Genomic DNA, 12,846 nt, shown 5'->3' on the forward strand with positions numbered 1-12,846 from the left:
CGCGCCCCCCTCCCGTACCCTCGGACCCATGTCGCTCTACGCCGCGTACGCCGGCAACCTCGACGCGCGGCTCATGACCCGCCGCGCCCCGCATTCCCCGATGCGCAGCACCGGCTGGCTCAACGGCTGGCGGCTGACCTTCGGCGGGGAGCAGATGGGCTGGGAGGGGGCGCTGGCCACCGTGGTGGAGGCGCCGCGCTCCCAGGTCTTCGTCGCGCTGTACGACCTGGCGCCGATGGACGAGGACTCCATGGACCGCTGGGAGGGCGTCGGGCTCGACATCTACCGGCGCATGCGCGTCCGCGTGCACACCCTGGACGGCGAGGAGCCGGCCTGGATGTACGTGCTGAACGGGTACGAGGGCGGCCTGCCCTCGGCGCGCTACCTGGGCGAGATCGCGGATGCCGCCGAATCCGCCGGCGCCCCGCACGACTACGTGATGGGCCTGCGCAAACGCCCCTGCTGAGCGGGGTGCGGCCGCCGCTCTTCGTGCGAAGCCACAAAGCCACCCGGCGAGTCTTTGCACCGGTACATCTACGCGCGTAGGCATTCAGCGGTTACGCTCTTCCGCGTGAACGCATCAGTTATTCCGGACAACATCCAGGGCGACCCGTACGCAGCCGCTGCCGGGGCCGCCGCCCGCCTGCGCGAGCTGACCGGCGCCGAGACCCACGACGTCGCCCTGGTCATGGGCTCCGGCTGGGCGCCCGCGGGCGAAGCACTCGGCGAGCCGGAAGCCGAGTTCCCCGTCACCGCGCTCCCCGGCTTCCCGGCGCCCGCGGTCGAGGGCCACGGCGGCACCATCCGCTCGTACAAGATCGGCGAGAAGCGCGCGCTGGTCTTCCTCGGCCGCACGCACTACTACGAGGGCCGCGGCGTCGCCGCCGTCGCCCACGGAGTCCGTACGGCGGTGGCCGCGGGCTGCAAAACGGTCGTCCTGACCAACGGCTGCGGCGGCCTGCGCGAGGGCATGCGCCCCGGACAGCCGGTGCTGATCAGCGACCACATCAACCTCACGGCGACCTCGCCGATCGTCGGCGCCAACTTCGTCGACCTGACCGACCTGTACTCGCCGCGCCTGCGCGCGCTGTGCAAGGAGATCGACGACACCCTCGAAGAGGGCGTGTACGTCCAGTTCCCCGGCCCGCACTACGAGACCCCGGCCGAGATCAACATGGTCCGGGTCATGGGCGGCGACCTGGTCGGCATGTCCACCGTCCTGGAAGCCATCGCGGCCCGCGAGGCGGGCGCCGAGGTGCTCGGCCTCTCCCTGGTCACCAACCTGGCGGCGGGCCTCTCCGGCGAGCCCCTGAACCACGAGGAAGTCCTCCAGGCGGGCCGCGACTCGGCGACCCGGATGGGCGCGCTGCTGGCCCGGGTGCTGGACCGCATCTAGGCCCTGCTCGGGCCCGGACGCGCTCGTCTCCGGTCCGGGCGCGCTCCTTCCGCCCCACTCGGTCTCCCTCCGCCCCGCCCTGCCTCCCCCTCCGGCCCGCCCCGGCTTCTTTCAGCCCGTCCGGCGTTTGAGGACCGGGGTCCGGGGCTGAGCCCCGGTTTCGGGAAGGGGCGGGGAGGGGAACAGCCCGCGCAGCGCCCACCCCCGCCCACCGCACCGCCCCAGCCGGCCCCACCGGACACCCCGCACCACTCCACCCGCACACCCCGAAAGGCGGACCCCGTGCAGCACGACCTCATCGCGCAGGCCAGGACCTGGCTGGCCGAGGACCCCGACCCCGAGACGCGCGACGAGCTGGACGCGCTGATCGAGGCGGGCGACACCCAGGAGCTCGCCGCCCGTTTCGCGGGCACGCTCCAGTTCGGCACCGCCGGACTGCGCGGCGAGCTGGGCGCGGGCCCCATGCGGATGAACCGGTCCGTGGTGATCCGGGCGGCGGCGGGGCTCGCCGCGTACCTGAAGGCCCAGGGCCAGGCCGGCGGCCTCGTCGTCATCGGCTACGACGCCCGCTACAAGTCGGAGGACTTCGCCCGGGACACCGCCGCCGTGATGACCGGCGCCGGACTCCGCGCCGCCGTCCTCCCCCGCCCGCTCCCCACCCCCGTACTCGCGTACGCCATAAGGCACCTGGGCGCCGTCGCCGGCGTCGAGGTCACCGCCAGCCACAACCCGCCCCGCGACAACGGCTACAAGGTCTACCTCGGCGACGGCTCGCAGATCGTGCCCCCGGCCGACGGCGAGATCGCGGCCGCCATCGCCGCGGTCGGCCCGCTGGCGGACGTCGTACGCCCCGAGGACGGCTGGGAGACCCTCGGCGAAGAGGTCCTGGCCGCCTACCTCGCCCGTACGGACGCGGTCCTTGCCCCCGGCAGCCCCCGCACCGCCCGCACCGTCTACACGGCGATGCACGGCGTCGGCACCTCCGTGCTGACCGCCGCCTTCGAGCGCGCCGGGTTCCCCGCGCCCGTGCTCGTCGCCGAGCAGGCCGAGCCCGACCCCGCCTTCCCCACCGTGGCCTTCCCCAACCCGGAGGAGCCCGGCGCGATGGATCTCGCGTTCGCCACCGCACGCCGGGCGGCGCCGGACCTGATCATCGCCAACGACCCGGACGCGGACCGCTGCGCCGTCGCCGTGCCCGACACCGCCACCGAGGGCGGCTGGCGGATGCTGCGCGGCGACGAGGTGGGCGCGCTGCTCGCCGCGCACCTGGTCGAGCGGGGCGTCTCCGGCGTCTTCGCGGAGTCGATCGTGTCGTCGTCGCTGCTCGGCCGGATCGCCGAGAAGGCGGGCCTCGGCTACGAGGAGACCCTGACGGGCTTCAAGTGGATCGCCCGGGTGGACGGCCTGCGGTACGGGTACGAGGAGGCGCTCGGCTACTGCGTCGACCCCGAGGGCGTCCGCGACAAGGACGGCATCACCGCCGCCCTGCTCGTCGCCGAGCTCGCCTCCGTACTCAAGGAGCAGGGCCGTACGCTGCTGGACCTGCTGGACGACCTGGCGCTCGCCCACGGGCTGCACGCCACCGACCAGCTCTCGGTGCGGGTGGAGGACCTGACGGTCATCGCGGACGCCATGGCCCGCCTCCGCGAGCAGCCGCCGACCGCCCTGGCGGGCCTCGCGGTCACGTCGGCCGAGGACCTGTCGCAGGGCACGGAGGCGCTGCCGCCCACCGACGGACTGCGCTACCAGCTGGAGGGGGCCCGGGTGATCGTCCGCCCGAGCGGCACCGAGCCGAAGCTGAAGTGCTACCTGGAGGTCGTGGTCCCGGTCGCGGACGCCGCCGGGCTGCCCGCCGCACGGGCGCGGGGCGCGGAGCTGCTCGCCGGCATCAAGCGGGACCTTGCGGCGGCCGCCGGGATCTGACGCGGAGGCCGGGAAGGCGGCTCACCGGGCCGCCGGAAGGGGCCCGGTCCACCGCCGGTACGCCTCAGCGTCCACCGCCGGTCCGCCTCAGCCGGTCGCCCACAGCACCGCGAGCAGGACCGCCCCGACGGCGGCCGGGGCCATCACCTCGTACGCCCACCGCACGGTGACCGTGCCGGGGCCGTCGCCCTTGGGGTCGCCCGCGCGCTCGGACAGCTCCCGCAGCTCCTTGATCGTCTGGTCGCCGGTGGCGACGGTCGGGTCGGTGGGCTGCGGGGCGTCGGCGCCGAACCCGGGGCCCAGGGACAACCCGGCGCCCCTCCCCTTGCGCGGCGGCCGGGACGCCGCCCGCGCGGCCTTCTTGCGGTCGCGCAGCGAGACGGGCACCGCCCACAGCTGGTACTTCGTGCCGTCGCCGGAGATCAGCTCGGAGGTGTAGGCGGCCCGGACACTGGCGACCTCGGCCCAGGGCAGCTGGATCGTCCGGAACGGGTTGCGGATCCGGATGCGGTCGTCGTTCACGAACACGGCGGGCCGCAGACTGAACGCCACGATCAGCGGCACCGCGGTGAGCAGCCCGGCCAGGGCCAGCCACGGCGTCCGCCCCGAGCCCCGGATCACGGCGTCGCCGGCCAGCCCGACGGTCAGCACAAGGAGCAGCGACCCGCAGACCAGCCCGGCCGCGGAGCGGTAGATCCGGTCGGCGAACTGCGGCTCATCAGGGGGCGTGGGGCTCGTCATGGGGCCGATTGTGCCTGACGGCCCCGGAGGGAGGGGCATCTGCCCCATGCGTATGTGTGGCGGTGCGCACGGTTGAGCACTCCCCCTGTACAGGTCGCTACGCGCGTAGATATGCTCCCCTGGTGACCATGCCCACCACTGCTCCCGCATTCTCCGACGCGACGGCGTCCGACAGTGCGCTGCGCCGCTTCCTGTTCGGGCTGCCCGGCGTCGACGCCGTCGGCCTCGAAGCGCGCGCCGCCTCCCTCGGAACCCGTTCGATCAAGACGACGGCCAAGGCGTACGCCATCGATCTCGCCATCTCGATGATCGACCTGACGACGCTGGAAGGCGCGGACACCCCGGGCAAGGTCCGGGCTCTCGCCGCCAAGGCCGTCCACCCCGACCCGCTCGACCGTACGACCCCGCGCACCGCCGCGGTCTGCGTCTACCCCGACATGGTGGCGACCGCCACCGCCGCGCTCGCCGGTTCCGGTGTGAAGGTGGCGTCCGTGGCGACCGCTTTCCCGGCCGGCCGTGCCGCGCTGGACGTCAAGCTCGCGGACGTCCGCGACGCCGTGGCGGCCGGGGCCGACGAGATCGACATGGTGATCGACCGGGGGGCCTTCCTCTCCGGCCGGTTCATGAAGGTCTACGAGGAGATCCTGGCCGTGAAGGCCGAGTGCGGCACCGCCCGCCTCAAGGTGATCTTCGAGACCGGCGAGCTGTCCACGTACGACAACATCCGCCGCGCCTCCTGGCTCGGGATGCTGGCGGGCGCGGACTTCATCAAGACCTCGACCGGCAAGGTGGCCACCAACGCCACCCCCGCCAACACGCTGCTGATGCTGGAGGCCGTCCGCGACTTCCGGGCGCAGACCGGCGTACAGATCGGTGTGAAGCCGGCCGGCGGAATCCGCACGACCAAGGACGCGGTCAAGTTCCTCGTGCTGGTGAACGAGACGGCGGGTGAGGACTGGCTGGACAACCACTGGTTCCGGTTCGGCGCCTCCAGCCTCCTCAACGACCTGCTGATGCAGCGCCAGAAGCTCAGCACCGGCCGTTACTCCGGCCCCGATTACGTGACGGTGGACTGATAGCCATGGCATCCGCATTCGAGTACGCACCGGCGCCGGAGTCCCGTTCCGTCGTCGACATCGCCCCTTCGTACGGGCTGTTCATCGACGGTGAGTTCACCGAGGCCGCCGACGGCAAGGTCTTCAAGACCGTCTCGCCGAGCACCGAGGAGGTGCTCTCCGAGGTCGCGCAGGCGGGCACGGCGGACGTGGACCGGGCCGTGAAGGCGGCACGGAAGGCGTTCGAGAAGTGGTCGGCGCTGCCCGGCTCCGAGCGCGCCAAGTACCTGTTCCGGATCGCGCGGATCATCCAGGAGCGCAGCCGTGAGCTGGCCGTCCTGGAGACGCTCGACAACGGCAAGCCGATCAAGGAGACCCGCGACGCGGACCTCCCGCTGGTCGCCGCGCACTTCTTCTACTACGCGGGCTGGGCCGACAAGCTGGACCACGCGGGGTACGGGGCGAACCCCCGCCCGCTGGGCGTGGCGGGCCAGGTCATCCCGTGGAACTTCCCGCTGCTGATGCTCGCGTGGAAGATCGCTCCGGCGCTCGCCACGGGCAACACGGTGGTGCTGAAGCCGGCCGAGACGACCCCGCTCTCCGCTCTCTTCTTCGCGGACATCTGCCGCCAGGCCGGGCTGCCCAAGGGTGTCGTCAACATCCTGACCGGTTACGGGGACGCGGGCGAGGCCCTCGTCACGCACCCGGACGTCAACAAGGTCGCCTTCACCGGTTCGACCGCCGTCGGCAAGGCCATCGCGCGCTCGGTCGCGGGCACGGACAAGAAGGTCACGCTGGAGCTGGGCGGCAAGGGCGCCAACATCGTCTTCGACGACGCCCCGATCGACCAGGCCGTCGAGGGCATCGTGACCGGCATCTTCTTCAACCAGGGCCAGGTCTGCTGCGCGGGCTCCCGGCTGCTGGTCCAGGAGTCGGTGCAGGACGAAGTGCTGGACGCGCTGAAGCGCCGGCTCTCGACGCTGCGCCTCGGCGACCCGCTGGACAAGAACACCGACATCGGCGCGATCAACTCCGCCGAGCAGCTCGCCCGGATCACCACCCTGGTGGAGACCGGCGAGGCGGAGGGCGCGGAGCGCTGGAGCGCCCCCTGCGAACTGCCCTCGTCGGGTTACTGGTTCCCGCCGACCCTGTTCACCGACGTCACCCAGGCCCACACGGTCGCCCGTGACGAGATCTTCGGCCCGGTCCTCTCCGTGCTCTCGTTCCGCACCCCGGACGAGGCGGTCGCCAAGGCCAACAACAGCCAGTACGGCCTCTCGGCGGGCATCTGGACGGAGAAGGGCTCCCGCATCCTCGCGGTGGCCAACAAGCTCCGCGCGGGCGTCGTCTGGGCCAACACGTTCAACAAGTTCGACCCCACGTCGCCGTTCGGCGGCTACAAGGAGTCGGGCTACGGCCGCGAGGGCGGCCGCCACGGCCTGGAGGCGTACCTCGATGTCTGAGCAGAACCGACTTGGCGTCTTCAAGACCTACAAGCTGTACGTCGGGGGCAAGTTCCCCCGCTCCGAGAGCGGCCGGGTGTACGAGGTGACCACTAAGACATCAGCCGCTGGCGCGGCGGGCAAGGGCGCGTGGCTCGCCAACGTGCCGCAGTCCTCCCGTAAGGACGCGCGCGACGCCGTCGTGGCCGCGCGGAAGGCGTTCGGCGGCTGGTCGGGCGCGACCGCGTACAACCGCGGCCAGGTCCTCTACCGCGTCGCCGAGATGCTGGAGGGCCGCAAGGAGCAGTTCGTGCGCGAGGTGGCCGCCTCCGAAGGGCTGTCGAAGTCCAAGGCGGCGGCCGTCGTCGACGCGGCGATCGACCGCTGGGTCTGGTACGCGGGCTGGACCGACAAGATCGGGCAGATCTCCGGCGGGGCGAACCCGGTGGCGGGCCCGTTCTTCAACCTCTCCACCCCGGAGCCGACGGGCGTCGTCGCGGTCCTGGCACCGCAGAAGTCGTCACTCCTCGGCCTGGTCTCGGTGATCGCCCCGGTCATCGCGACCGGCAACACGGCGGTCGTCATCGCCTCGGCCGACGCCCCGCTGCCCGCGCTATCGCTGGGTGAGGTGCTGGCGACCTCCGACGTCCCCGGCGGCGTGGTCAACATCCTGTCGGGCGCCACGGCGGAGCTGGCGGCCCCGCTCGCCGCCCACCAGGACGTCAACGCGATCGACCTCACCGGCGCCGGCGCGGAGCTGGCCAAGGAGCTGGAGATCGCGGCGGCGGACAACCTGAAGCGGGTCCTGCGCCCGCAGCCTGCCGAGGCGGACGGCTCGGACGCCTCCACCGACTGGCTGGCCGCGCCCGGCACGCACCGGCTGACGGCCTTCCTGGAGACCAAGACGGTCTGGCACCCGACGGGTGCGCTGGGGGCCTCGGGTTCGTCGTACTGACGCTCTTCCCGTCGTACGCGGAAGGGGCCGCCCCACTCACTGGGGCGACCCCTTCCGTCATGCCACGGTCCGCGTCAGCCGGTGATCAGCTGGGTCACCTGCCCCACCACCGGCAGGTCGGCGATCGCGCCGCCGCTGGTGAGGGGGTCGGTGAGGATGGCCGTCGACACCGGCTGGAAGTCGGCGACCTGGGTGCCGACCGCGTTGTCCAGCGGGTCCACCCCGGTCTTGGCCAGCGGGTGCAGCTGGAGGTTGGTGATGGGGCGGATGCTGTTGGTCAGCGAGGTCCCGAGCGCACTGGTCACCGCGGGCCCGGCGCTCTCGGTGACGGCCTGGACGGCCGCGGTTCCCTGCTCGGGGATCTCCGCGACCGGGGGCAGCGTGGGGGCCGCCTGGGCGGAGCCCGCACCGGCCCCCAGGGCCGCTCCCAGCGCGGTCACGGTCAGACCGGCGCGCAGCAGGGCGCGGCGTTCGGGCTTGCGTGCGTGAAGTGCCATGTTTCCACCTGATCGACCTGGTCGGGTAATCGTCCGTACGCGCAGAGTAGTTGAGGTGTGATGCTGGATACCAACAGGAGGCCCGGGTGGTCCCCTGCGCGGGTCAATGCCTCACACTTCTGTTCTGTGAGTTCCCGTTCCCAACCGATCCCGACCCGCGTCGTGCTGCTCGCGGGCCCCTCCGGCTCCGGCAAGTCCGTCCTGGCCGCCCGCACCGGCCTCCCGGTGCTGCGCCTGGACGACTTCTACAAGGAGCACGACGACCCGACGCTGCCCCGGGTCCCCGGCTCCACGGACATCGACTGGGACTCCGCCGCGTCCTGGGACGCGGACGCGGCGGTGGCGGCCATCGCCGAGCTGTGCCGGTCGGGCCGTACGGACGTTCCGGTGTACGACATCGCCACCAGCTCCCGTACGGACCACGAGACCTTCCACATCGAGCGCTCGCCGCTCTTCGTGGCCGAGGGCATCTTCGCGGCGGACATCGTGGGCCGCTGCCAGGAGCTGGGCCTGCTGGCGGACGCGCTCTGCCTGCGCGGCCGCCCCTCCACCACGTTCCGCCGTCGCCTGGTCCGGGACCTGCGCGAGGGCCGCAAGTCGGTGCCGTTCCTGCTGCGGCGCGGCTGGCGCCTGATGCGGGCCGAGCGGCGGATCGTGGCCCGCCAGACGGCGCTGGGGGCCTACCCGTGCGGCAAGGAGGAGGCGCTGGGGCGGTTCGCCGCCGCCGCGGCGGGGCGGTGCCGCCGGGCGACGGTGGGGGCGCCGGAGTAGGGCTTCAGCCGGCCGCGGGGGCCGCGCAGCCGAAGGTCTTGGCGGCGGCCTTCGTGAAGGGGGCGAAGTACGCGTCCCGCGCCGGAAGGTCCGCGCCCCGGTCACGTGACTCCATGTACTGCATCCCGGACTGGGACGCGACGTAGAGGTGGCCGCCCTCGGCACAGGGCAGCACCATCGCCTGTGCCTTGACCACGTCTGCTGCGCGGCCGTCCGGTGCCTTCCCCCTGCTCGCGTCCGGTGTCTTCAGCAGGGCGGCGATGAGCAGCGGGTCCTGGGACGCCGTGTACGTCATGAAGCCGTCCGTGCGGATCGGCCCGCGTGAGTCGTCGTCCAGGGTCAGCTTGCAGGACCACAGGCCGGCGGGCGCCTTCTGGCCTGCTTCGAGCACCTTCGTACCTGTCGGCACCTGGCCCTCGACGGAGAAGCCGTCCAGGCCGCACGCCTGTCCTTCGGTGACCGGGCGAGCCTCGTCGGAGACGGGTGCCAGGAGCGGTCCGGGCTTCTCGGGGAGGTCGCCGCACTTGGCCCTGGCCGCGATCTCGCGGGCTGTCCCGGTGGTCAGTGCGGCGAACGACGTACGGTCGGGAACCGGTTTGCTGGTACTGGTCCTGACGATCACCGGCCGGTCCGTCCAGCACTTCTCGGGCAGCAGGACCCACCCCGTGTACGCGTCGACCCCGCCGGTCGCCTCGCCTGAGAAGAACGACGTCCTGGAGGGTGTCGGCGACCAGTCGACCCCCAGGAGATCCTCTGCCTGCTCCTCTCTGACCTCCACCGTCAGAAAGCTTCTTCCGGAGCCGAGTACGACGGACGACTTCTCGACGCTGCACACCGTGTCGGTCAGGCCCTCGCCGAGACCGTCCCCCCGAGCGTCCAGACGCCCGGAACCCGGAAGCACCGCGTCCACCTGCTCCGCCGAGACCAGGTCCCCGCAGAGCCGGTCCGCCGTCAGCACATTCGTGTTGCGCCAGGCGTGCAGCAGCCCCGCGATCACCACGACGACGGCGGCCACGACCGCCCAGACCTTCCACGCCGGACGCGTACGGCCTGCTGCTCCTGCTGTGCTCACGTGCTCACTTCCTGGTTCGCAGGGCCGAATAGGCCTCTTCGCGGCCGGTGATGTAGCTCTGCTTCGCCTCGCCCTTGGCATTCTCGGCGGCGTCGCTGCCCTTGGCGTCCCGGGTGTCGGCCCAGGAGTCGATCAGGTTGTTGGTGCCTGCGATGCCGCCCGCCGTCTCCCTGCTGACGTCGGCGCGCGCGACGTTCTCCTTCTCGGTGATGACGTCCTTGGACCACTCGTACGTGGCGGCGTCCACGGCGCGCTGGGCGATGTCGCCGACCTGCGGGATCGTGTTGGCCACCGCCCCGAAGCCGTGGTACGCGTACCGTGCCTGGTCGTTGATCTTCCCGACCTCGGCGTCGCGGACGTCGAGCACCATGTCCGTGCCGATGGCGTTCATCCCGCCGAAGGCCTCGCCCACGTGGCGGGCCCGGTTGTCCCAGCTGGTCACGTTCTCCGTCAGGGCGGACCGGGGGACCTCACGCCCGGTCTCCATGTACTCCGCCGCGTACCGGCGCTGGCCCTCGTACAGCGAGTCGAAGACCCGGATGGGCTTTCCGTCCTCGTCCTCGCCGATCACGCCGTCGGAGACCCCGCGCATCACCCGCAGCACGCTCTCCTTGCTGTTGGCGATGGAGGCGTTGTCGCCGGAGCCGGAGACGTCGTCCTGGCCGACCGGGCTGTTCGGCGCGTAGCCGCCCAGGATGGCGTGGGTGTCCTGCGTGTAGTCGTTCAGTGCGCGGCCGAGCGGGGCCTTCAGCGCCTCCGGTACGGTGTCGCCCCCGGCGCCCTTGTCCAGCGTGGCGATGACGCCCTGCATGACCCGGGCCTGGCTCTCGCTGTGCGGGCCGGGCTTGCCCAGCGGTGTTCCGGGCTCCTGCCCTGTCGTCCCTGCCTCCAGCGCGAGCCCCAGGCCGTGGCGGCTGAGCGGGTCGTCGTTGGTGATGAGCGTGGAACCGGCCACGATGTGCTGCTGCGGCCACTCCCGCGCGCCGTCCCCGTTGCCCACCAGGTAGTCCAGGTGCGCCTGGCCGTGCTCCATCTTCGGGTCGAAGAAGGCGGTGGAGGCGTCGGGGTTCTTGCTCATCACGCCGAGCAGACTGTCGAGCGCGTCGGCCCGGCCCTCGCGGTGGTTGCCGCCCCACTGCTCGAAGATGGTCCGGTTGTCCTTCTCGGCGGCGATCATGTCGTGGCCGAGCTGGTTGAGGAACTGGTCGTCGAACGGCTGGTCGGCGCGGGTCATCATCTCGACGAACGGGCGGTAGCCGTACATCGGGTTGGTCTTCGAGTCGAAGTTCTTGGCCCCGGCCTCCTTGAGGCCTTCGGTGAACTTCTTGTAGAACGCGCCGTCAGCGCTGTTCAGCCAGGACTCGTACTTCGCCGAGCCGGGCCCCGCGTCCGCCATCGAACCCGGGACCTGGGTGGCCGTCGCGACCGTGTTGGCCAGTCCGCCGAGGAGCTTGGTGTACTGGCCTGCGGAGGACCCGCCGTCCCGCTCCCGGTCGGACATGACGTCGCTCAGCTTGACCAGGCCCTCGGGGCCGAGCTTGTTCAGCAGGCCCTGGGCGAAGACCTTGTCGCCGGCCTGGTCCCGCATCGCCCGGTCCAGCTCGGCGAGGTCGGCGTCGGAGACCTTCTTGCCGTCGCGCAGGCGCTCGGCTATCTCCTCGGAATTGCGCAGCTCGTACGCCTCGATGTCCCCGAGGGCCTGGCCGTTGAAGCCGTCCCTGGTGCCGTCCGTGGCGTCGGTGTCCTTCACCACCGCCTTCAGCGCGATCTGGACACCGGCGTCGGCGTCCGACGTCTGAGCGACCAGCCGGTCGATCGCCCGCTGCCACGAGCCGACCGCGTCGCGTACGGACTTCTGGTAGTCCGGGTCGTGGCGGTAGACGGCCCGGGAACTCTCGCTCAGGCTCGACATGTCGAAGGTGACCGTGCCGGCGTCGGAGATCAGCATGTCGGCCTTGAGAGCGTCGGCCTTCACCGTCTGGAGCTTGCTCTTGAACTCGGTGAACTGGGTGTGCGCGTCCCGCAGCAGCGAGGCGATCGCCTTGGCCTGGGTCTGGGCCGCCCGGTACTCGTTGAGCATGACGCGGAACTGCGCGTTGGCGGCGTCCGCGCTCTGGCCGATCCAGGTCCGCTCCAGCGTGATGCCCTGGACCTCCTTCTCGTACGCCTTCTCCTGCTTGCCGAACTCGCCTGCCATGCCGGTCCACTTGTCCGCGGCCGTGGTGAGAACGGAGAGGTCCGTCGTCATGATCTCGTGATAGGTGGGCATGCCCTTGTCCCCGTCGTCCGGTGTCACTGTCGTCCGGAATGCCTGATGAACGCGCCGAGTCGGCTTTTCCGCTCCGTGACCGTCAGTACTTCTCGAACGGCGAGGTCCGGCCGAACCCCAGCCCGCTCTGCACGTCGGCCCCGAGGAGGCTCCGGCGGGCGCCGCTCAGGCTGTTGATGTCCGCGTCGAGCCGGCCCAGCATGGACCGCACCTGCCCGCCCCACGTCGTGTGCGCGTCCTTCAGCGCGCGGGAGGTGACCCACCCGTCGCCGTCCTTGGCGCCGAGCGCCCTGACGGCGGCCGAGGTCTCCTCGTCCGTATGCTCGCCGGCGCTCTTGGTCTGGGGCTTGATGCGCGAACGGATGGCCTCGGCCGCGGCCTTCTTGCGCGCCGGGTCGGTGGCCAGCGAGGGCGCGAACGGCGGCGCGTATCCGGGGGCGTACGGGACCTGGGTCGAGGCGTTGGGGCCCTGGCCCGGCGCGAAGGGGCCGTACACGGGAGGCGGGGAAGGATCCGCGGGGGCCTCGTTGAGCTGCATGGAGGCCGACCCGCCGTCCTCCGCGCCCGCCGCTGTCCGTTCGCCTGCCTGACTGCTCACTCGGCCCCCATGAGTTACCTCGAACGCCCACGCTTGACGTGATCCGCTCAGACTAACAAGCACTTTTCCGCCATGCCCGTACGGGAACGAGCCGGGCCCGCAGGGCCGGCCGGCCGTTGCCGGCACG

The 12,846-nt window shown here is 71.8% G+C and carries 12 protein-coding genes; 7 read left to right on the top strand and 5 right to left on the bottom strand.

The window, feature by feature from the left end:
• Window positions 1-28: 28 nt before the first annotated feature.
• The 3 genes from R2B67_RS12395 (at window position 29) to R2B67_RS12405 (ending at window position 3,319) form a co-directional block, all read left to right on the top strand.
• Window positions 29-466: a gamma-glutamylcyclotransferase family protein gene (locus R2B67_RS12395; protein WP_015610940.1), complete on the top strand. Its 438-nt coding sequence runs from the start codon at window positions 29-31 to the stop codon at window positions 464-466.
• Window positions 467-571: 105 nt separating this feature from the next.
• Window positions 572-1,396: a purine-nucleoside phosphorylase gene (locus R2B67_RS12400; RefSeq protein ID WP_030561561.1), complete on the top strand. Its 825-nt coding sequence runs from the start codon at window positions 572-574 to the stop codon at window positions 1,394-1,396.
• A 282-nt stretch (window positions 1,397-1,678) separates the two neighbouring features.
• Window positions 1,679-3,319, top strand: coding sequence for a phospho-sugar mutase (locus tag R2B67_RS12405; RefSeq protein WP_317817894.1), 1,641 nt, complete (start codon window positions 1,679-1,681; stop codon window positions 3,317-3,319).
• A gap of 87 nt (window positions 3,320-3,406) precedes the next feature.
• On the opposite strand, the gene R2B67_RS12410 is transcribed toward R2B67_RS12405, so the two are convergent.
• The gene (locus tag R2B67_RS12410) at window positions 3,407-4,060 is read right to left on the bottom strand and encodes a PH domain-containing protein (protein ID WP_317817895.1); all 654 of its coding nucleotides are present in this window, start codon (window positions 4,058-4,060) and stop codon (window positions 3,407-3,409) included.
• A 128-nt stretch (window positions 4,061-4,188) separates the two neighbouring features.
• Here R2B67_RS12410 and deoC point away from each other — a divergent pair, with 128 nt between their 5' ends.
• Genes deoC through R2B67_RS12425 form a run of 3 tightly spaced genes read left to right on the top strand, consistent with a single transcriptional unit; the run spans window position 4,189 to window position 7,512 of the window.
• Window positions 4,189-5,136 (top strand): deoxyribose-phosphate aldolase, encoded by a 948-nt coding sequence (deoC, locus tag R2B67_RS12415; protein WP_317824831.1) that lies wholly within the window; start codon window positions 4,189-4,191, stop codon window positions 5,134-5,136.
• Window positions 5,137-5,141: 5 nt separating this feature from the next.
• Entirely contained in the window at window positions 5,142-6,578 is a 1,437-nt protein-coding gene (locus R2B67_RS12420; protein WP_317817896.1) for an aldehyde dehydrogenase family protein, read from the top strand.
• Window positions 6,571-7,512 (top strand): aldehyde dehydrogenase family protein, encoded by a 942-nt coding sequence (locus R2B67_RS12425; RefSeq protein ID WP_317817897.1) that lies wholly within the window; start codon window positions 6,571-6,573, stop codon window positions 7,510-7,512. Before R2B67_RS12420 ends, R2B67_RS12425 begins: the two co-directional genes overlap by 8 nt.
• 74 nt (window positions 7,513-7,586) lie before the next feature.
• On the opposite strand, the gene R2B67_RS12430 is transcribed toward R2B67_RS12425, so the two are convergent.
• Entirely contained in the window at window positions 7,587-8,009 is a 423-nt protein-coding gene (locus R2B67_RS12430) for a hypothetical protein (protein ID WP_018510417.1), read from the bottom strand.
• Between the two features lie 60 nt (window positions 8,010-8,069).
• On the opposite strand from R2B67_RS12430, the gene R2B67_RS12435 reads away from it, so the two are divergent.
• Entirely contained in the window at window positions 8,070-8,780 is a 711-nt protein-coding gene (locus R2B67_RS12435; protein ID WP_026241177.1) for a nucleoside/nucleotide kinase family protein, read from the top strand.
• A 4-nt stretch (window positions 8,781-8,784) separates the two neighbouring features.
• On the opposite strand, the gene R2B67_RS12440 is transcribed toward R2B67_RS12435, so the two are convergent.
• The 3 genes from R2B67_RS12440 to R2B67_RS12450 all read right to left on the bottom strand — a co-directional run bounded on the left by R2B67_RS12440 (window position 8,785) and on the right by R2B67_RS12450 (window position 12,719).
• The gene (locus tag R2B67_RS12440) at window positions 8,785-9,795 is read right to left on the bottom strand and encodes a hypothetical protein (RefSeq protein ID WP_455679988.1); all 1,011 of its coding nucleotides are present in this window, start codon (window positions 9,793-9,795) and stop codon (window positions 8,785-8,787) included.
• 61 nt (window positions 9,796-9,856) lie between these two features.
• Window positions 9,857-12,121 carry a WXG100 family type VII secretion target gene (locus tag R2B67_RS12445; protein WP_317817900.1) on the bottom strand — a complete coding sequence of 755 codons (2,265 nt, stop codon included), beginning with the start codon at window positions 12,119-12,121 and terminating at the stop codon, window positions 9,857-9,859.
• A gap of 82 nt (window positions 12,122-12,203) precedes the next feature.
• Window positions 12,204-12,719, bottom strand: a complete 516-nt coding sequence (locus tag R2B67_RS12450; protein ID WP_381074679.1) for a hypothetical protein — start codon at window positions 12,717-12,719, stop codon at window positions 12,204-12,206.
• Window positions 12,720-12,846: the final 127 nt, after the last annotated feature.

Source organism: Streptomyces cyaneofuscatus (assembly GCF_033109485.1).
Lineage (GTDB): Bacteria > Actinomycetota > Actinomycetes > Streptomycetales > Streptomycetaceae > Streptomyces > Streptomyces cyaneofuscatus.

Bases quoted from the DNA above. Each gene is read 5' to 3' on its own strand.
- R2B67_RS12395 (WP_015610940.1), top strand. From the start codon at position 29: ATGTCGCTCTACGCCGCGTACGCCGGCAACCTCGACGCGCGGCTCATG.
- R2B67_RS12410 (WP_317817895.1), bottom strand. From the start codon at position 4,060: ATGACGAGCCCCACGCCCCCTGATGAGCCGCAGTTCGCCGACCGGATC.
- deoC (WP_317824831.1), top strand. From the start codon at position 4,189: ATGCCCACCACTGCTCCCGCATTCTCCGACGCGACGGCGTCCGACAGT.
- R2B67_RS12420 (WP_317817896.1), top strand. From the start codon at position 5,142: ATGGCATCCGCATTCGAGTACGCACCGGCGCCGGAGTCCCGTTCCGTC.
- R2B67_RS12425 (WP_317817897.1), top strand. From the start codon at position 6,571: ATGTCTGAGCAGAACCGACTTGGCGTCTTCAAGACCTACAAGCTGTAC.
- R2B67_RS12430 (WP_018510417.1), bottom strand. From the start codon at position 8,009: ATGGCACTTCACGCACGCAAGCCCGAACGCCGCGCCCTGCTGCGCGCC.
- R2B67_RS12435 (WP_026241177.1), top strand. From the start codon at position 8,070: ATGCTGGATACCAACAGGAGGCCCGGGTGGTCCCCTGCGCGGGTCAAT.
- R2B67_RS12445 (WP_317817900.1), bottom strand. From the start codon at position 12,121: ATGCCCACCTATCACGAGATCATGACGACGGACCTCTCCGTTCTCACC.